Below are 19145 nucleotides of genomic sequence, written 5' to 3' on the forward strand. Positions count from 1 at the left end.
ACCCGCGTCCTACGCCGGAACGTCATTCTCGGGCACACCGGTGGCCGTCTCGGTTTCAGGGTGGCTGCTCCATTCGTACCACCCGCCGTCGTAGATCGAGATGTTGGGCCACCCCATCAGGTACGCGTTCATGAACGCCTCGCTGCCGCGCCAGCCCGTGCCGCAGTAGAAGGCGATGTGCTTGTCGGGTGTGATGCCCATCTCGGCCCACTTCCCGGCGATCTCCGAGAACTCCCGCGTCGTGTAGTCGAAATTGCGGTAGTTCTCCATGTGGTAGGCGTCGCTTCCACAGTTACCGAACACCGCCCCCGGGATGCGGCCGGTCTTGTCGATGTAGTGGTAGCCGCTCCGCTCCCCGACAAACTCGGCCCAACTGCGCACGCTGACGAGGTCGCCGTCGTCGGCCTCCAGAAGATCCTTGGCCTCATCCAGGGTCAGCATATACTCCGGATGGGCCGGCACCTCGACCCCGAAGTCGTCCACCGGTTCCGGCTCCACGTCGTCGGTTGACACGTCGTATCCGGCGGACTCCCACGTGCTGATCCCGCCGTTGAGGATCTTGACGTCCTCCACCCCGGCGTACAGCATCAGTGCCGCGCACCGCATCGCCCCCAGGTGCCCTGCGCTCTGAGCGGGATAGTCCTGGTCGTACGTCGGGTACGAGAAGCGCCCGTACAGCACGACGGTGGTGTCGTGGCGAATGCCGTGGTCTTCGAGGGCCGTCTTCAGCTCCGCCGGGGAGCGTCGGTTCCACGTCTCCGGCGACTCCAGGGCGTTCGTGTTGAGGGGGATGGCGCCGGGGATATGGCCGTCTTCGTAGTCCTGGCGGTAGCCGAAGTGCGCGTGGCACAGCACGTAGTCGTCGCCCTGCATGCCGGGGGGCGTCTCGCCGGTGCGGAGGCTCTGGACCCACTCCGGATAGACGAGCTGTCGGTACCGCTTCATGCGCCGGAGCGGGCGGTCCGGGTCGGGCGCCCAGTCCTCCAGAAAGCCGTCGTAGACCCCGACTGCCTCGAAGCCGAAGCGCGAGAGCTTGTCCGCCATCTCCGCCGCGGCATCGGCGGTGTAGCCGTACACCGTCACGGGGGTGCTCTGCGATAATCCCTTCTCGTCGAGCACCTCCACCCAGTCCATGTACTGCGTCCACTGCAGAGGCAGGCTCTTGGCGCCCGGCACGTGCCCGCTCCGGGACTCGTCCTGGAGCGGCCAGCCATTGTAGGCCGCAAGGGGACGAACGTCGAGAATCGTATGGTCAGGATCTTCCGCCCGCAGGGCAAAGGTGTCGGTGGAGACGGTGTGGATCGTTTCTTCCATCAGTCCGAGAAAGGAGCCATAAAAGGAGAACGCTCGGCAACGAATTTGGGGGAGCGGGCGATAAGACGCAACTCTTCAGGGCGGGCCCCAGAGGTTCAAATACAGAAAAACCCGCAACAACTCCCGGAAAGACGGGGAGGACGGAAGAAGCATCAACGAGCCGGCGGGACCGTCCGGCGACCACAACCCAGAGTGGGAAATACGAACAACGCCTACAGCCCCTCCGCCTGGTCCTCGTCTGTGGCAGAAGACTCGGCATTGCTCAGCTTCTGAAAGGCCTCGGTCAGAACCGAGAATGAGACATCCAGTTCACTACTGATCGTGTCGATGGAGACGCATTCTTTTTCGTCGCGAGATGCAACGTAGGGGAACGCCCGGAGGCCATACTTGGGGCGTCTAGAGCATCGCGCAGCAACCGATCGGCCGTCCACGCACAGGGGCCTCACGCCAGAAGCCGGTCGTACTCAATTTTGATGCACCGATTGCGGACGTAGGGTAGCCCCGCCTCTTCGGCCTGGGTTTTTGCTTCCGTGGTCGACACCCCGAGCTGTGTCCAGATTACCGGCCGCTCGTCCGTCTCTTCGACGCGCTCAACTGCCGACCGGACCATGTCCGCCGTGTGCTCGGGGGCGCGGAAGATGTTGACAACGTCGAGCTCCACCCCCGCCGGAATGCTGGGCAGATCCGGGTAGCACGGTTCGCCGAGGACCTCATCGTAGTTCGGGTTCACCGGCACGATGCGGTAGCCGCGCGTCTGCAGGTACTGGGCAATCTTGTGGCTCGTGCGCGTCGGCGTGGCCGAGCAGCCGACCACCGCGATCGTGTCGGCCGTGTTGAGCACAGTAAGCAGGTCCGAGGACTGGCCGTCGGGCATAGAACGATTGAATTCGTATGTGGGCAGTGGAGAGGCGGGGAGGCGGTGCTTACCCTATGCCGTACTACAGGATCCTATTCTCCCCTCTGTCCCGTACAATCTGGTGCTCGTCACGGCCCGTGTCGGGCACGAACCGCAGGGGAGCGTCCTCGGCGCTACAGCCCACCAGATCGTTCAATCGCCACCCGTCATGGCCTACCCGTTTCGCGAAATTGAGACCAAGTGGCAGCAGCACTGGGAAGAGCACCAGACCTTCCGCACCCCCAACGAGGTGCCGGACGACCAGGAGGAGTTTTACGTGCTCGACATGTTCCCGTACCCCAGCGGGTCGGGCCTCCACGTGGGCCACCCGGAGGGCTATACGGCCACCGACATTGTGGCCCGCTACAAGCGCAAACAGGGGTTCAACGTACTGCACCCGATGGGATGGGATGCGTTCGGCCTCCCCGCCGAGCAGTACGCGCTGAAGACGAACACTCACCCACGGGAGACGACGGAGAAAAACATAGCACAGTTCAAGCGGCAGCTAAAGCGCCTCGGCTTCTCGTACGACTGGCAGCGAGAGATTAACACCACGGACCCGGACTACTACAAGTGGACCCAGTGGATCTTTTTGCAGCTCTACGAAAAAGGGCTCGCCTACCAGTCCGAGGAGCCGGTGTGGTGGTGCGAAGAGCTGGGCACCGTGCTGGCCAACGAGGAGGTGATCGATGGCAAGAGCGAACGGGGGGGCTATCCCTGCGAGCGGGTACCGATGCGGCAGTGGGTGCTTAAGATCACCGAGTACGCCGATCGGCTGCTGGAGGGGCTGGAGGACCTCAACTGGCCGGAGAGCACGAAGGCGATGCAGCGCAACTGGATCGGCCGGTCGGAGGGGGCGAACGTTTACTTCGACCTTGCGGGCGTAGACGACTCGCTGGAGGTCTACACCACGCGGCCCGACACCCTCTTCGGCGCCACCTACATGGTGCTGGCGCCCGAGCACGACCTGCTCGACGAGATCACGACCGACGAGCACCGTGAAGAGGTGGACGACTATTGCCAGCAGGCCCTCCGCAAGAGCGAGCGGACGCGCCAGCAGCAGGGCGACAAGACGGGCGTCTTCACCGGCGGCTACGCCGTGAACCCGGTGAACGGGGAAGAAATTCCGGTCTGGGTGGCCGACTATGTGCTCGTCTCCTACGGCACCGGGGCCATCATGGCCGTCCCTGGCCACGACGAGCGCGACCACGCCTTCGCCGAGAAGTACGACCTGCCGATCCGGGAGGTCGTGGAGGGGGGCGACGTCGATGAGGAGGCGTACGCGGGCGACGGACCGCACATCAACTCGGCCAACGAGGCGGTCTCCCTCGATGGGCTCCACAACGAGGAGGCGAAAAAGACCATCACCGAGTGGCTCGAGGAGCAGGGGAGGGGGGAGCACACGGTCAACTACCAGCTACAGGACTGGCTCTTCAGCCGCCAGCGCTACTGGGGCGAGCCGTTCCCCATCGTCTTCACCGAGGACGGGGAGGACAAGCCTGTGCCGGAGGAGGAGCTGCCGGTCACACTGCCCGACATCGATACGTTCGAGCCCAGCGGCACGCCTGAGGGGCCGCTGGCCACCATTGAGGACTGGATGGAGACGACCGATCCGGAGACGGACGGACCCGCGATGCGAGAAACGAACACGATGCCGCAGTGGGCGGGGTCCTGCTGGTACTATCTCCGCTTCATCGACCCGGACAACGACGAGCAGCTCGTTGACCCGGAGAAAGAAGAGTACTGGATGCCGGTCGACCTGTACGTGGGCGGCTCCGAGCACGCAGTGCTGCACCTGCTGTACGCCCGCTTCTGGCACAAGGTGCTCTACGACGCGGGGGTCGTCTCCACGAAAGAGCCGTTCCAGACGCTGGTGCACCAGGGCATGATCCTGGGCGAGACGGAATACACGGCGTACCAGGACGACGCCGGCGACTTCGTCTCCGCCGAGCACGTGGACGACGACACCGACCTCAGGCCCGTGCCGGTGGACGAGGAGGACATCGAGAAGAACGGAGACGTGTTCGTCCTTGCGGACCGGCCGGCGGTGCAGGTGGACGCCCGCAGCCACAAGATGAGCAAAAGCCGCGGCAACGTCATCAACCCCGACGACGTAGTCGACGAGTACGGGGCCGACACGCTCCGCCTCTACGAAATGTTTATGGGGCCGCTGGAGCAGGACAAGCCCTGGAGCACCGACGACATGGAGGGGGTCCACCGGTTCCTCAACCGCGTGTGGCGCCTGGTCGTTGACGCGGACAGTGGGGGGCTTGCGGTGAGCGACGACGAGCCGGACCGCGAACAGCTCCGCACGCTGCACCGCACCATCAAGGCGGTTACGGAGGACATTGAGGCGCGAGACTTTAACACCGCCATCGCGGCGATGATGGAGTTCGTGAACGCGGCCAACAAGTGGGACGCAATGCCGCGACAGGTGGGAACGCCATTCGTCCTGCTACTGAGTCCGTTTGCGCCGCACCTCGCGGAGGAACTGTGGGCGCGCCTCGGCCACGATCAGTCGCTGGCCCACGCGGACTGGCCGGCGTATGAGGACGAACTCATCCAGCGGGAGGTGGTGGAGATGCCCGTCCAGGTGGACGGCACCGTCCGCGCCACCGTCGAGGTGGAGGCCGACGCAGACGAGGAAGATGTGCTCGCCGCCGCCAAAGACGCCGAGAATATTGCCCGTCACCTCGATGGGAAGACCATCCAGCGCGAAATTTACGTCCCGGGGCAGATCGTCAACTTCGTGACCGGGTGAATTGGAGCCCTGCGGCGACGCACGACACGTTCAGCACTTCTCGAAGAACCGCACCCTCATGGCCGAACTCGATGTTCTTGCCCTCGCTGCCCACCCCGACGACGTAGAGCTCTGCGCGGGGGGGACCATGTGCCTACTCGCTCAGCAGGGGTACGAGGTCGGCATCGTCGACTTCACAAAGGGGCAACTGGGGTCGCGAGGGACCCCCGAGCAGCGGATGAAGGAGGCCGAGCGGGCCTCGGAGATCATCGGCCTGAGCGCCCGTGAGAACCTTGGGCTGATGGACGGGGACATCCGCAACACGAAGGCCAACCAGCGCCGGGTCATCGAGGCAGTGCGTCGGTACCGGCCCCACATCGTGCTCATCAACGCGTCGGAGTCGCGTCATCCCGACCACAGCGATGCCGCCGACCTCTCCACCGACGCCCTCTATTACAGCGGGCTGCAGGAGATTGAGACGACCGGCCCGGATGGAGCCCCGCAGGAGCCCTGGCGGCCGCACCATGTTCTCCACTACATGCAGGCTGTTTCCTTCGAGCCGACGATGGTGGTGGACGTGACGGATGTGTGGGACCGGCGCATCGAGGCGCTGCAGGCCTTCGAGTCGCAGTTCCACAATCCCGACTACGAGTCGAACTCGGACGAGCCGGAGACCTTCGTGTCCAACCCGGAATTCTTCGAGTGGGTGAAGTCGCGGGCGCGCACCCACGGCTACACGGTGGGGGCTACCTACGGCGAGCCGTTCAAGTACCGGCACGGCCCCTTCGGGGTCACGGACCTGCCCGGCGTGCTCAGCAAGGAGAAGGAGTTCCGGTAAACTAGATCCCGCGTGAATTGCGGGCGGGATGGATTCGAAATCCGCAACAAACGGCCGATTTACGTCTTTAGCCCGAATCAGCGTTTCGCCGAGCGGCTGTGAGTTGACACCGCTCCCCATGGCGTAGTATATTATCGTACTGTAATTGTCACGAAGCGACCTTCCTCCCCCCCATGGCGGACACGAGTGACTTTCGAAATGGCATGACGTTCATCTGGAAGGATGATCTCTGGGAGATCGTCGACTTTCTCCACGTCAAGCCAGGCAAAGGCGGGGCATTCGTCCGCACCACCCTCAAAAACGTAAAGGACGGCCACGAGGTGGAAGAGACCTTCCGGGCGGGGGCAAAGGTCGACGAGGTGCGGGTCGAGCGCCGCGAGCACCAGTACCTCTACGAGGACGACTACGGGCTCCACTTTATGGACCAGGAGTCCTACGAGCAATTCTCGATGCCGCCGGAGCAGGTGGAGGGGCGCGAGTTCTTGAAGGAGGGGGGCGATGTCGACATCCTCTTCCGCACCGACACCGAGGAGCCGCTCCGGACTGAGGTTCCGCAGAAGGTGGATCTTGAGGTTACCGAGACCACGCCTGGCGTCAAGGGCGACACCGCACAGGGAGGAGACAAGCCCGCGACGCTGGAGAGTGGAGCGACCATCGACGTGCCGCTCTTCATCAACGAGGGGGACGTTGTCCGTCTCAGCACCGAGACCAAGGAGTACAAGACCCGCGTATCGGCCGCTTCCACTGTGTAACTCGGGGCGCGCCCGTTGTTCTTTCGCACACACGTACCCAGACGCATGGAGCTCTCGAAGATTCAAGAACTGCTTCGACTTGTTGCCGAGAGCGGGGTGTCGGAGGTCGAGATTGAAGAAGACGACTTCAAACTCACCATTCGGCAGAACAGCCCGCAGGTCCTCATGCAGCCGGCGACGCCGCCGGCGCAGATGCAGTACGGGGCCCCGCAGCAGCCGCAATACCCGCCGCAGGCCCCGCCTCAGCAGGCGCCCCGGCAGCAGGCCCCTCAGCCTCCGCAGCAACAGGCGCCCCCCGCGCCCGCTTCATCGGGCGCCCCGGCCTCGGGCGGCGCACAGGCGGCCAGCGAGGCGGCCCAGGACGATACGTCCACGGCGCCGGCCCCGGATGCGGCCGAGAACGGAACGGCCGAGCCGGAGGAGACGGGGGCCGCCGCGGAGGAGCACGTGGTGAAGGCCCCGATCGTGGGGACCTTCTACCGTGCCCCCTCGCCCGACGACCCCCCCTTCGTGGAGGTGGGCGACGAGGTGCAGGAGGGCGACGTGCTCTGCATCATCGAGGCGATGAAGCTGATGAACGAGATCGAATGCGAGACGTCCGGAACCGTCAAGGAGATCCTGGTCGAAGACGCTGAGCCGGTCGAGTTCGACCAGCCCCTGTTCGTGCTCAATGAAGGGTAAGGCATTGTCTTTTCGTCGTGTTGATGGCTCCGGGGAGCCCGGGGCCGTTTTCATGTTGAGCTCCCCACGACTCTCGCCTCCCGCCCCTTCGCCTTCGAGCACGAATGGCCTCCGGAGCCAGCGCCGTGCAGACGGCGATGCATGACGACGTGCAATTTGATCGTCCGCGCCGTGTGGCCCACGACGCCAGCCCCGAGGGCTGGTCCCCGCAGCGAGGCCGACGACAGGGAACGACGCCCCTCCACCCGCAGGACCCAAACCCCACATGAGTGACATCCAAAAAATTCTGATTGCCAACCGCGGCGAGATTGCGCTGCGTGTGATCCGCACCTGCCACGAGATGGGCATCAATACCGTGGCGGTGTACTCGACGATCGACCGCGACGCGCTGCACGTCCGATTTGCCGACGAAGCCGTGTGCATCGGGCCGGCGGCGTCCGGAGAGAGCTACCTGCGGCCCGACCGCCTCATCGCCGCCGCGGAGGTCACGGGGGCCGACGCCATCCATCCCGGCTACGGCTTCCTCGCCGAGAACGCCGAGTTCAGCCAGATCTGTGCTGATAACGACGTCGAGTTTATCGGCCCCTCCGCCGAGACGATTTCCCTGATGGGGGAAAAGTCGAAGGCGAAGGAGGAGATGCACAAGGCGGGGGTGCCCATTGTGGAGGGATCCGACGGGACCGTCGGGGATCTGGACACTGCTTACGAGATCGCGTCCGATATTGGGTTCCCCGTTATGGTGAAGGCTGTTGCAGGCGGTGGGGGCACTGGTATGCGGCTGGTGCGGGAGGCCGACGGGTTTGAGCGGGCCTTCAACGGAGCCCGTTCCGAGGCCGACGCGGCCTTTGGCAACCCGGAGGTGTACATCGAAAAGTTCGTCGAGAGGCCGCGCCACGTCGAGATTCAGGTTCTGGGCGACGGGCAGGGCAACGTGATGCACTTTGGCGAGCGCGAGTGCTCCATTCAGCGTCGTCACCAGAAGCTGCTCGAGGAATGCCCCTCGCCGGTCGTCGACCAGGAGCTCCGCGAAGAAATGGGTGCGGCCGCCATCCGCGGGGCCGAAGCCGTTGACTACGAGGGGGCCGGAACGGTCGAGTTTTTGGTGGGGGCCGACCGCAATTTCTACTTCATGGAGATGAACACCCGCATTCAGGTGGAGCACCCGGTGACCGAAGAGGTGACGGACTGCGACCTGGTGGAGTACCAGATTCGGGTGTCGATGGGGGAGACCGTGGACGGTGAGGAGCGCCCCCCCATGGAGGGGCACGCCATCGAGTGCCGGATCAACGCCGAGAACCCCTTCCAGAACTTCAGCCCCGCGCCGGGCGACATCACGGCGTTTCATCAGCCCGGCGGCCATGGCATCCGGATCGATACGGCGGCCTACTCGGGCTACCGGATCCCGCCCACCTACGACTCCATGATCGCCAAGCTCATCGCCTACGGCAAGACCCGCGAGCAGGCCATCCGGAAGATGCGCCGGGCGCTTGCCGAGTTCGTCGTGGAGGGGGTCGACACCACGATCCCGTTCCACCGTCAGCTCATGAACGACGACCGATTCAAGCAAGGTCGTTTCGACACCCGTTTCCTCGACGACTTCGAAATGCACGCCGCCCCCGCGGAGGTTGCGTAGGGGGCCGGACATGGGTGTGGCGCGGGAAAGGAATCCACGCCCGACGTGTCCGCAGCACGACAGGGAAAACGCGTCCGTCTTTCCGAGGTCCGGGCGCGCCCACATTCTTCTTCTAGCTGGTTCGCAGATGCCCCATGTCGTCCTCAACTCATTCCGTTCAGTTTAACGACCGCGTGGCCGCGATGCAGCCGTCCGCCACGCTCGCCATGAAGTCGCGCGCCGAGGAGCGACGGCGGCAGGGGCACCCGGTGGTGGCCCTCAGTGCCGGAGAGCCGGACTTCGAGACGCCCAAACCGATCTCGGATGCGGGCGTGCAGGCCATCCGGAACGGATTTACGAACTACACCGAGAACCCGGGCACGCTGGAGCTCCGGGAGGCCATCTGTAGCAAACTCGACCGCGACAACGACCTCTCGTACACGCCGGAGCAGGTCGTATGCTCGAACGGGGCGAAGCAATCCCTTGCCCTTGCCATCCATGCCCTCTGCGACGAGGGCGACGAGGTGCTCATTCCGGCGCCGTACTGGGTGAGCTACCCGGAGATGGCACGCTTCAGTGGGGCCGAGCCCGTGACGGTGCCTACGGACGTGGACGACGGGTACCGCCTGACGCCCGAGGCCCTGGAGGGCGCAATCACCGAGCGGACGCGGCTGCTCATCCTGTGCACCCCGTCCAACCCCACCGGCACCGTCTATTCGCCCGATGAGCTGGCGGCGCTCGCCGACGTGCTGCGCGACCACGAGCAGATCCACGTGGTGTCCGACGAAATTTACGAATACGTCCTCTACGACGCCGAACACCGCGCGTTCGCCTCGCTTCCGGACATGAAGGATCGCACCGTCACGGTGAACGGGTTTTCCAAGGGCTTCGCGATGACGGGGTGGCGGCTCGGCTACATGGCCGCGCCGGAGCCGATCGCCGAGGCCGCGGGGAAGATCCAGGGGCAGTTTACCTCGGCGCCCAGCAGCATCACACAGAAGGCGGGCGTGGCGGCCCTGGAAATGGACAAGGAGCCGGTGCACGAAATGGTGTCGGCCTTCCGGCGCCGACGCGACATGGTCGTGGAGCGCCTCCGTGCCATTGACGGGGTGCAGTGCCCGACCCCTGGAGGGGCCTTCTATGCGTACCCGGACGTGTCGGCCTTCTTCGGGTCCACGACCCCCGACGGCTCGACGATCGAGGACGGGGGCGACCTGTGCTTCTACCTGCTCGAGGAGCAGAACGTCGCCCTCGTTCCGGGCCCGGCGTTCGGGGAGCCCGATGGGCTTCGCCTGTCCTACGCCTCGTCGATGGAAGATCTCGAAACGGGGCTGGACCGGATTGAGGCTGGACTTGACGCACTCCGCTAACGGGGGCGATACCGAGCGGCACCGGGGCACGATCACGATTGTCACTGACGTACGTTTTCGCTCGTGGAACCAAATCAGTCCTCCGGTGACGCCCGAATCGAGGTAAACACCGACTCGGACTCGGCCTCGACGACGGCCGCGTCCCAACCGACGGCCGACCGCTACTGGCTGCACCTTCTTCTCTTCGTCCTCACGCTGGCATCCACGGTGTACGTGGGGGCCTCGTGGTGGGCCAACCGGCTGCTCCACTACGAGGCGCACGACCAGACGATCTCGCTCCTCTTCCTGACCCTCAATCAGGCCTGGCTCGTCGACGGACTGCGCTACGCGATTCCGCTCGTCGGCTTCCTCACGGTGCACGAGTTTGGGCACTACTTCGCGGCGCGGTACCACGATGTGCGCACGTCGCTGCCCTACTACATCCCCTTTCCGTTCAACGGAATCGGCAATTTCGGGGCTGTCATCAGCATTCGGCAGCGCATCCCGAGCACGCGCTCGCTTTTCGACATTGGGGTGGCCGGGCCGCTGGCGGGCTTCGTGGTTGCGCTCGGAGCACTGACCTACGGCTTCGCGACGCTCCCGCCCCCGGAATACCTGCTCGACCTGCCGGGGCACGAAGCGCTGAAGGCGCACATCCGGCAGCACGGAACGTTTCCGGACACGCGTCCGACCTCGGGCAACGGAGTGCCAGTCCTGGTGGTGGGGTACACGCCGCTCTACTGGGCCCTGTCCCAGGTCTTCGCGAACGTCCCGCCAATGTACGAGCTGTACCACTACCCGGTGCTCTTTGCGGGGTGGCTCGGGCTGTTCTTCACGGCGCTCAACCTGCTTCCGGTGGGCCAGCTCGATGGCGGGCATGTGATGTATGCGCTGCTGGGCGACAAGTGGCACCGCCGCTTCGCGCAGGCCTTCGTCTTCGTGCTGCTGTTCTCGGGGGGCATAGGATTCATGGACGGAATGCAGCAGCCCCTCCAGGATGTGAGTCCATGGCTGGGGAGGGCGTCATGGATCATCCTCGCGGCGATCTACTACGGCTACCTATACAAAATCTTTGGGGGGACCGATCGGCGCACCTGGGCTGGGCTGGCGGGCCTGCTGCTGGGGGTGGGGGCGGCGATGACACTTGGGTGGACGGGACTCGGATGGACCGGTTGGCTCGTGTGGAGTCTCCTGATTATCTTCCTCGTCCGTGTGAAGCACCCCCCGGTCCTGCGCCCGCAGCGACTGACGCCCGGGCGGCGGATCCTGGGGTACCTGGCCATTGCCATCTTCATTCTTTGCTTCAGCCTGCAGCCCCTGAGCACGGTTTAGCGCCGGACACTCTGGGCATGTCGCCGCCGCGCAAACTAGTGCAGGACGCTTGAGACCCCTAAACCGATTCGCGTCTTACCCATGGAAAACTCGACGTTGTCCATCCTGGGACGTCTGCTGGGGGCCGGGCTGGTTGCAGGCGGGCTGGTCCTGTGGGGCGGGTGCGACACGGTGCCGGCCCCGGAGCGCACTCCGCGGGGGCCGTCGGTAACGGATCTTCGGGTGACCCCGGACAGCCTCCATGAGTCCGATGTGCAGGTCGTAGATACTATGGCTCAGGTCGAGGTCGATGTGTCGGCGCGAGTGGCGGATCCGGACGGAACGGTGGAGCGCGTTGCGTTTGTCTTTGAGCCGTCGTCAAATCCGCGGCGTACAATCTCAGGGACTCTGTCTGCCGTGGAACCGCCCTTGTATGGAGGAACGCTCCCGCTCTCAGTTCCTCTCGTCGACGAGATCTATACGGTCCGCGTCTTTGCCGTAGACGACGACAGCCTGTCGGGCAACCAGGTGACGGGACAGTTCCGGTTTGTGCCGACGGACACGTCAGAGGCCGCAGGGGACGCTCTTCGTATGCAGCTGAATCGCCGCCCGGACGACTCGTGAACCGCATTCTCGTGTGGCTTTTCGTGCTGGGGCTGGCCGCCGCGCCGGCGTGGGGACAGGGGCCGCCGCGCCTGCAGGAACTACGTCCGACGACGGGCCTGGCCAGCAATACGGTCCAGGAGCTAGCGTCGGCGGGCGACTCGCTCTGGGCGGGGCCCCTGCTCACCGTGTACGTGGAGGACGAGGCGCGCCTGTTCACGCCGGACGATCCGGTGGTGGAGCGTCGGCTCAGAGAGGGAAGCAATGTCGTGTTCTCGCTGGCCGCCGAGGGGGGCATACGAGGCGCCTCGACCGTCTGGGCGGGCCTCGCGTTCGACGCTGGGGGCGATGCGATTGGGGCGGGCGGATTTTTGGTGTCGACCGACGGCGGAGCGTCTTTCGCGACGCGACCGGTCCCGCTCGACGACGCGGCGGACACGACGATCACCTACGGTACAGGTACGCTCCCGGCGGTTCCGATCACGCAGGAGGCCGGGAGCCCTCCTCGGGATCTCGCGATCGAGCCCCAGGCCGATACCGTGTGGACTGCTGGGGGGCGCAGTGGCCTGCGGCGTTGGACGGAGCAGGACTCGGCCTGGACGCGAGCCGTGCTGCCCCCGGACACGAGCACCCGCATTGAGCCGTCCACGCCGACTGATTTCCTGGTAGCCCCGCCTCTCGATGACGGACGGGGCTTCCAGAACCACCGGGCCCTGAGTGTGCTGGTGGACGAGACAGGCACGGTATGGGCCGGCACCGCCGCCGGCCTCAACCGCTCGACGCCGGACGACGTCGGCCCGTCTGGGGACCGGGCCTGGCGCCTTTTTCGGCCGGACGGCACCCCCAACAGCCTGACGGGGCAGTTTGTGCTTGGGTTGGCCGAGCAGCCGCGCCCCAATGGGCGCAACCCGATCTGGATCGCCACCCTGCGGGCCGACGGGGGGAGTGTGCTCCAGCGCAGCGGGCTCACGGTGACGCCGGACGGGGGCGAGACCTTCCGGCAGCCCCTCATCGGGGAACAGGTGAACGACGTGGCGGCCCGTCAGACGCGCGTCTACGCCGCCACCGAGAACGGGCTCTTCGTGTCGGAGAATCAGGGGCGCACGTGGCGTACTGTTGAAGAGGTATCGCTCGCGGAAGAGAGTCAGGCGTTCCCGGGAGAGCTGACGGCCCGCGCCGTCGAGGTCACGCCCGCGGCGCTCTGGGTGGGGACGACGGAGGGTCTGTTGCGCCTGGACCGCGAACAAGAGCCCCAGCTCTTGCCCGGCGAGGCGGACGCCCGGCCCCCGGAGTGGCAGCTGTTTCGGACCGAGGTGCCCGTCAATCCCGACGAGCCGACCGAACAGGTGCCCGACGTCGAGACGTACGCCTACCCGAACCCATTCGTCCCGTCGCGCGACGATGCGGTACGGATCGTTTATGACGTTCCGGAGCCGCAGACGGTGAAGGTGTCCATCTACGACTTCGGGATGAACCGTGTGCGCACGCTCGAAGAGCAGGAGCCGGACGGCCAGCAGGAAATCGTCTGGGACGGAACCGACGCCTCGGGGCTCCGCCTGCCCACCGGCACGTACCTGTACACGGTCGAGGTAGGGGGCACGACGGTACGAGGGAAAATCCTGCTCTCAAACTGATCGCTCCGCCCGGCGCCGCTGACTTTCGTTCACGTGTCCGCTCTTCCATGCGCAGTTGGACTCTTCCATCGCTAGTTGGCCGTTTGGGGCGGCAGGCGGGCCTGAGTATTCTGCTCGGGATTGGGCTGATGGCAGGACTGTCGGTCCCGGCCAGTGGTCAAGATGTGGGAACCGGGGCGTTTTCCCGTCTGGGATTTGGGGCCCGCGGCATGGCGCTGGGCAACGCGCTGGTGGCCGACCCGTCCGCGGACGTGAGTCCGTACTACAATCCGGCCCTGCTTCCGGCCGCCTCCGGCCAGCGGGTGTCGGCGTCCGCCGCGCTGATGTCGTTCGACCGGGAGCTGCAGTTCCTCGAGTTTACGGCGCCCCTCGGCCCGACCGCGGGGATTGGGCTGAGCCTCACCCACGCCGGCGTCAACGACATCGACGGCCGCAACGCCGACGGCGTGCGCACCGAAACGCTGTCGACCGACGAGTTTGCGCTCTCGCTTGCATTTGGCAACCGCTTCGCGGACTGGCTTGCGGTGGGCACCACCCTCACGCTGTACCAGTCCGACCTGCTGCCCGAGGCGGATCCCGTCCGAGGCTTCGGCGTCGACCTGGGCGTGCGTGTGCAGCCTACCGAGCGACTCTCTCTGGCTGCCGCCGTCAAGGATCTGCTGGCCAGGTACGAGTGGGACGCCGCCCCGGTGGGCGGGGGCAGCCACACGGACCGGTTCCCGGTGCGGGTGCAGGTGGGAGGGGGCTACGCGCTCCTCGACAGGCGTCTTCAACTCCTAGCGGAAGTAGAGTCCCGGTATACCGCACGGGACCGACGGACTCAACAGACCCTCGTCACGTCGGGCGGCCCGCGGGCCCAGACCCGAACCGAGTCGTTCCTCCTCCACGACCTGCGGGCACGGGTCGGGGCCGCCTACCGCCCCCTCGAGAGTCTTCGCCTTCGGGTGGGGGTCGACCGCCTTGGGGTGGGCGACACGAGCGGCCTTCGTCCCAGTGCCGGGTTCGGCGTGCGGCAATCGATTGGGGACCTCGACCTCCGCATCAGCTACGCGGCCACACTTGAGCCCTATGTCCGGACCGTCGTGAATACCGGGACCGTCGAGCTCTTTCTGTGAGGGCCAGAGGGCGGACGTCGGTCGGGGATGGCACTCACCCAAGCTGGGACAGAAGCTCGAACAGGGCGTCGAGGCCCACCCCTGACACGCCCGTTCGAATGCGGAGGGCACACCACAGGTCGAGCAGCATCATCTGGGCGGCGTGGATGGGAACGGCAATCCAGAAGGAGCGGCAGCGCCAGACGAGGGCGCCCAGGGCGATGCCGCCCACGACGGAGAGCAGCGCCTCCGGCCACGGCTTCGTGACGTGGAGGGCGGCGAAGGGAAGCGCCTGTACAAAAATGGCCGACAGGCCGAAGGTCGGTGCGGTGCCGAAGAGCACGAACCCGCGCCACAGATACTCCCACCCCACCCAGTAGAAGAGAAACAGGGCCTCGTAGATGAAGAACACGGCCCAGTCCCGGGTTGCCGGCTGGTAGTGCGGGTACTGCTCCTGAAAAGCTGCGCCATCGGAGAGCACCCACGTCCCCGCTGCCACGACCGGCAGGTAGAGGGCGGCGACGACGCTCGCAAATCGCCATTCGCCCAGGCCTAGACCGATCTCGTCGAGGGTCGGTGCGAAGAATGCTCGGAGGGCCGTCGCCGGCACCACGAAGCCGAGCAGGCCCTGCATCCCAAACCACCACCCCCAGCTTGCGAGTCCCTGCCAGTCTCGAGGGAGAAACGTTGCGAGGTGAGTGCGGAAAAGCCCGCGGTCGCCCAGAATGAACTGGAGAACGACGAGCACCGCCGCGGCTGTGAGGACGAACGTCGTCTGCCCGTCGAGGGAGACGGCGGCCCGGCGAAGGCGACGCCACTCCGTCCGGAGACGGGCGGCCAGTGCGTGCAGCATGAGAAACAAGGAATTGGGCAGCGAACGCGATGCCGACAGACAGGGGGCAACGGAATTCTTCTCGTCCCCCAAAGCCGAAGTGCTGGTCAGGGGCGATTGGTCGTCCGGGAGGAGCCAGGCGGCGCAGGCAGGTCCAGGAAGCGCGCAAGGAACTCGTGGGTCCGCACGAGACGGTCGAGGCGCTGACGCGGAGAGGCCGAGGCGGACACGTCATGCCCCACCCCAGGATACCGCACGTACTCGACGGGGCGATCCAGGATCTTGAGGCGTTTGTACAGACGCTCACCCTGAGACGGCCCCACGCGCCGGTCGGTCCCGCCCTGCATCAGCAGGAGCGGCGTGCGGATCAGGTGTGCGTACGTGAGTGGCGAGTTGCGGTGAAGGGCGGTCCAGGGCGTCCGGGCGGTCGAGTCGGGAGACAGAAGCCCGAAGGAGAGTGTAGGGTCGCCGAGCGAAAGCGGCGGAACGCCCTCCCAGGGATACCCGCCAAACTCCTCCGGCACGAGGCGCCACGCACGGCCGCCGCCCAGCAGGGCCGGGAGGTCGTACACGCCATTGAGCGCAACGGCCGCGGCGAACCGGTCCGTCTGACCAAGGAGCCAGGCGGCAAGGGTGCCGCCGTACCCCGTGCCGCCGAGCGCGACCTGGGTGGAGTCGGTCCAGGACAGGGTCGCGGCGGAGTCCGCAAGGGCGAGGACGTCGCGGGCGGGGCCAGGGCCCCAGTTTTGGTCGTTGGCGCGCCGGAAGGCCGTCCCGAAGCCCGCCGAGCCCCGCGGAAACCCCTCCACGAGCCCCAGTCCGCGTCCCGCAAGGTACTGTCGCTCGAACCACGTTTCTGGCGTGTAGGGGGCACTCAACTCTGGAGGCCCGCCTCGCGCCTGCACGAACAGGGGATGCCGAAGCGAATCCGGAAAGGCAACCGGACGCGTCACCCATCCGGTCACGTCGAGGCTGTCGCGGGAGATGGTCACGCGGCTGGGCTTCGCGATCTGTCGACGGGCCAGCCACTCGGCATTGGGCGTGGCGAGGGGCCGCTCGTTGTTGAAGCTGACGGTGTTGGCGTAGAGGGCGGAGGGTGTGGCTGGGTCCGTCGAGGCGTAGACGGCGGTCGCGTTGGTTACGTCGAATGAATGTATGGCCCGTGCGGCCCCCGTCATCTGTTCGGCCTCGGCGGGCCGAACCATGGTCGAGTCGAGCGTGAATTCGTTCCGCGAGGTGGCCCGGTCTGCGGGCATGTCCGGGCTCTGGGCCCGCGGATCCGCGTCGGTCGTATCTCGGGCGAAGGGGGTGAAGCGGAAGAGGGGACGGCCGCCCTCTGAGGGGGCCGTCGCGTACAGGTACCAGCCGTCGGGCGCCCACTCGACGGACGCCACGTCCCGGTCGAGGGCGCTCGTGAGAACGCGGGGCTGTGACCGACCGTCCAGGTCAAAAATCCCGACGTCTGCGGGCGCGTCGCTCGTTCGGGAGAGCGACGCGAGGCGGAAGGCCACTGTGCTGCCGTCCGTCGTGACGGCGGGGTCCGTCAGGGCGTAGTTCTCAATGCGAAGCAGGCGACGAAGCCGGGGGCGGTCAAGGTCGGCCACGAACAGGGCGCGCCGGCGGACGCGGTCGGGCGATCGATTCGTGGAGGGCATCCCGCTTACGACGATCTGCCCGCCCCCGGGGAGCCAGTCGGCCTGGCCGTACGAGCGGTAGCCGCCCGTCACGAGACGAGGCGTGGGGCGTGGGGGGCGCCCGGAGCGGATGCCGGGGGGAACGTCCACAACGTAGTGGTGGCGGTAGGCCGGTGTGGGCTGGAGCCGCCGCTCGCCCTGCAGCTCGAGCCGGGACGAGACGAGGGCCGTCCCGGACCGGCGGTTCTGGTGCATCCATCGCCGAATTTGCGTGAGGTTGCCGTCCGGGGTGGCGGCAGTGTCGGGCCGCACGGCGACCGTCGTCGTGTCGGGACGGAGCCGAAACTGATCAAACACCGCCCGCACGCTATCGGGGGAGAGCGCCGCGAGGCGATGCACGGGCGGGGCGGCGAGGGTGTCCGGGATGGACGGATGCTGCGGGATTTGTAGGGTGTCAGTCGTGTCCGTGGGCGTCCGAAGCCGGCCGCCCGCGTCCACCGGAAGGGAGTCGACAGGGTTGAGCGTCCGGTCGTGTCGGAGGACGAGGAGGGTATCGGGCGCAGGAGCACGAACGGTGTCCGCGGGCGCCCGGCCAGGGCGCTCAGTGGGAGGTCGACGGTCCGTCTGTCGATGGACCGCCGGTTCGGGGACGCGGCTCGCGAAGAGCAGTTGCTCCCCACCGGGGCCCCACTGGGGGGCCTGAGCGCCGTGCGGCGTATCGGTCAGCTGATACGGAATGCCCCCATTGAGGGGAAGGACGAACACCTGCGGCGTGCCATCTACAGGGCGCACGAAGGCAAGGTGTGTGCCGTCGGGGTGCCAGGCAGGCTCTCGGGCGTGGTGCCGGTTCTGAGACAGCAGACGCGGGTCGTCCCGTCCGCTCGTCCGCGTCACGTACAGCCGGGCACGAGGCGTGGCGGACCGGCCGGGTGAAAGGCGGCGCACCGTATAGGCCACGGAGCGCCCGCGGGGAGAAAGCGCGACCTCCGTCACCTCTCGCATCCGATACAGGTCCCGGGCCTGGATGGGCTGCTCTTCGTCCGAGGAAGCCTGTGCAGATGCCGTTGCGGGGAGAACGAGGCCCGTGAGGAGGCCCACCAGAAGGGACGCGAGAACCGTTCGGTGGACCCTAGGGCGATACGGTGACGCCGAGTTGGAACAGATTTGCATCAACGCCGGGATTGATTTGTCCACGGAAGCCATTCGACAGGTGGTGATAGCGGTAGCCGGCAGTGAGAATCAGGGCAGAGGTCACGACCACACGGACGCCCGCCCCCACGTCGAACATAAAGTTCAGCGACCGCCCCAGCGCATTTGGGACGGAGCGGTTGAAGAACGCGAGGCCGGTGCTCCCCGCCAGGAACGGTTGGAGATGCTCGTCGGGCCGGAAGGTGAGCCGCAGGCCCGCCGGGCGCACCCCCACGCCGACCGCGGTCCGCCCCTGGGGACGAGAAGGGGAAGACGTCCGTTCGGGAGCAGGCCTGTCGGACGGAAGGGGGGAGAGGGCGCCGGCTGGAATCGACAGGAAGAGAACGGGAAGCAGGTCTGCCGTGTACGTGAGGGTCGGGCCGTCGGAAAGTGGAGTGCGAGAGGATGGGGCGAGGAGGCGATGGTAGCGCAGCCCGATCAGCCCCATCCTTGCACGCCGGATGTTTCCGATGAGGCGTCCGGTCGCGAACGAACCGCCGGCCCACACGCCGATGGCGTTCGTGGAGGGGGCGGGGGCGAGGCTGTCCGTCGTCTGCCCTACACAAGGGACAACGACCCCGAGGCTGACAAGTAGGGCGACGACGGCGAGGCGAGCGTGCAAAATCGGGAGCAATTTCGTCCGTGACGACGCGTAAGGCAGGGGCGAA

Annotated in this window: 16 protein-coding genes; 11 read left to right on the forward strand and 5 right to left on the reverse strand. The window is 66.3% G+C overall.

Annotated features, from left to right (window positions below):
- Positions 1–9 precede the first annotated feature (9 nt).
- Together OJB03_RS03725 and OJB03_RS03730 are read right to left on the reverse strand one after the other, a co-directional pair.
- Positions 10–1314 (reverse strand): rhodanese-like domain-containing protein, encoded by a 1305-nt coding sequence (locus tag OJB03_RS03725; protein WP_263785398.1) that lies wholly within the window; start codon positions 1312–1314, stop codon positions 10–12.
- Positions 1315–1756: 442 nt separating this feature from the next.
- On the reverse strand, positions 1757–2188 hold the full coding sequence (locus tag OJB03_RS03730) for a CoA-binding protein (protein ID WP_263785399.1): 432 nt from the start codon (positions 2186–2188) through the stop codon (positions 1757–1759).
- Between the two features lie 190 nt (positions 2189–2378).
- Between OJB03_RS03730 and leuS the strand changes: the two genes are divergently transcribed.
- From leuS to OJB03_RS03785, 11 genes are all read left to right on the forward strand, one after another.
- On the forward strand, positions 2379–4970 hold the full coding sequence (leuS, locus tag OJB03_RS03735; RefSeq protein WP_263785400.1) for a leucine--tRNA ligase: 2592 nt from the start codon (positions 2379–2381) through the stop codon (positions 4968–4970).
- A gap of 58 nt (positions 4971–5028) precedes the next feature.
- Complete coding sequence (gene bshB1 / locus OJB03_RS03740; RefSeq protein ID WP_263785401.1) at positions 5029–5787, forward strand: bacillithiol biosynthesis deacetylase BshB1; 759 nt, start codon at positions 5029–5031, stop codon at positions 5785–5787.
- A 173-nt stretch (positions 5788–5960) separates the two neighbouring features.
- Entirely contained in the window at positions 5961–6539 is a 579-nt protein-coding gene (efp, locus tag OJB03_RS03745) for an elongation factor P (protein WP_263785402.1), read from the forward strand.
- Positions 6540–6584: 45 nt separating this feature from the next.
- On the forward strand, positions 6585–7220 hold the full coding sequence (gene accB, locus OJB03_RS03750) for an acetyl-CoA carboxylase biotin carboxyl carrier protein (protein WP_263785403.1): 636 nt from the start codon (positions 6585–6587) through the stop codon (positions 7218–7220).
- A gap of 104 nt (positions 7221–7324) precedes the next feature.
- Entirely contained in the window at positions 7325–7489 is a 165-nt protein-coding gene (locus OJB03_RS03755) for a hypothetical protein (RefSeq protein WP_263785404.1), read from the forward strand.
- The gene (gene accC / locus OJB03_RS03760; RefSeq protein ID WP_263785405.1) at positions 7486–8853 is read left to right on the forward strand and encodes an acetyl-CoA carboxylase biotin carboxylase subunit; all 1368 of its coding nucleotides are present in this window, start codon (positions 7486–7488) and stop codon (positions 8851–8853) included. Before OJB03_RS03755 ends, accC begins: the two co-directional genes overlap by 4 nt.
- Positions 8854–8987: 134 nt before the next feature.
- Entirely contained in the window at positions 8988–10202 is a 1215-nt protein-coding gene (locus tag OJB03_RS03765; RefSeq protein WP_263785406.1) for a pyridoxal phosphate-dependent aminotransferase, read from the forward strand.
- A gap of 63 nt (positions 10203–10265) precedes the next feature.
- Positions 10266–11513, forward strand: coding sequence for a site-2 protease family protein (locus OJB03_RS03770; protein ID WP_263785407.1), 1248 nt, complete (start codon positions 10266–10268; stop codon positions 11511–11513).
- 81 nt (positions 11514–11594) lie between these two features.
- A complete protein-coding gene (locus OJB03_RS03775; RefSeq protein WP_263785408.1) occupies positions 11595–12116 on the forward strand; it encodes a hypothetical protein in 522 nt (173 codons plus the stop codon).
- Entirely contained in the window at positions 12113–13729 is a 1617-nt protein-coding gene (locus OJB03_RS03780) for a FlgD immunoglobulin-like domain containing protein (protein WP_263785409.1), read from the forward strand. Before OJB03_RS03775 ends, OJB03_RS03780 begins: the two co-directional genes overlap by 4 nt.
- Before the next feature lie 47 nt (positions 13730–13776).
- On the forward strand, positions 13777–14844 hold the full coding sequence (locus tag OJB03_RS03785; protein ID WP_263785410.1) for a PorV/PorQ family protein: 1068 nt from the start codon (positions 13777–13779) through the stop codon (positions 14842–14844).
- Positions 14845–14878: 34 nt separating this feature from the next.
- Here OJB03_RS03785 and OJB03_RS03790 read toward each other — a convergent pair whose 3' ends face one another.
- The 3 genes from OJB03_RS03790 to OJB03_RS03800 form a co-directional block, all read right to left on the reverse strand.
- Positions 14879–15676, reverse strand: a complete 798-nt coding sequence (locus OJB03_RS03790; RefSeq protein WP_263785411.1) for a CPBP family intramembrane glutamic endopeptidase — start codon at positions 15674–15676, stop codon at positions 14879–14881.
- Positions 15677–15762: 86 nt separating this feature from the next.
- Positions 15763–18459: a S9 family peptidase gene (locus OJB03_RS03795; RefSeq protein ID WP_263785412.1), complete on the reverse strand. Its 2697-nt coding sequence runs from the start codon at positions 18457–18459 to the stop codon at positions 15763–15765.
- Positions 18419–19099 carry an acyloxyacyl hydrolase gene (locus OJB03_RS03800; protein WP_263785413.1) on the reverse strand — a complete coding sequence of 227 codons (681 nt, stop codon included), beginning with the start codon at positions 19097–19099 and terminating at the stop codon, positions 18419–18421. The genes OJB03_RS03795 and OJB03_RS03800 overlap by 41 nt, the downstream gene beginning before the upstream one ends.
- Between the last annotated feature and the right edge of the window lie 46 nt (positions 19100–19145).

The organism is Salinibacter grassmerensis (assembly GCF_947077765.1).
Taxonomy (GTDB): domain Bacteria; phylum Bacteroidota; class Rhodothermia; order Rhodothermales; family Salinibacteraceae; genus Salinibacter; species Salinibacter grassmerensis.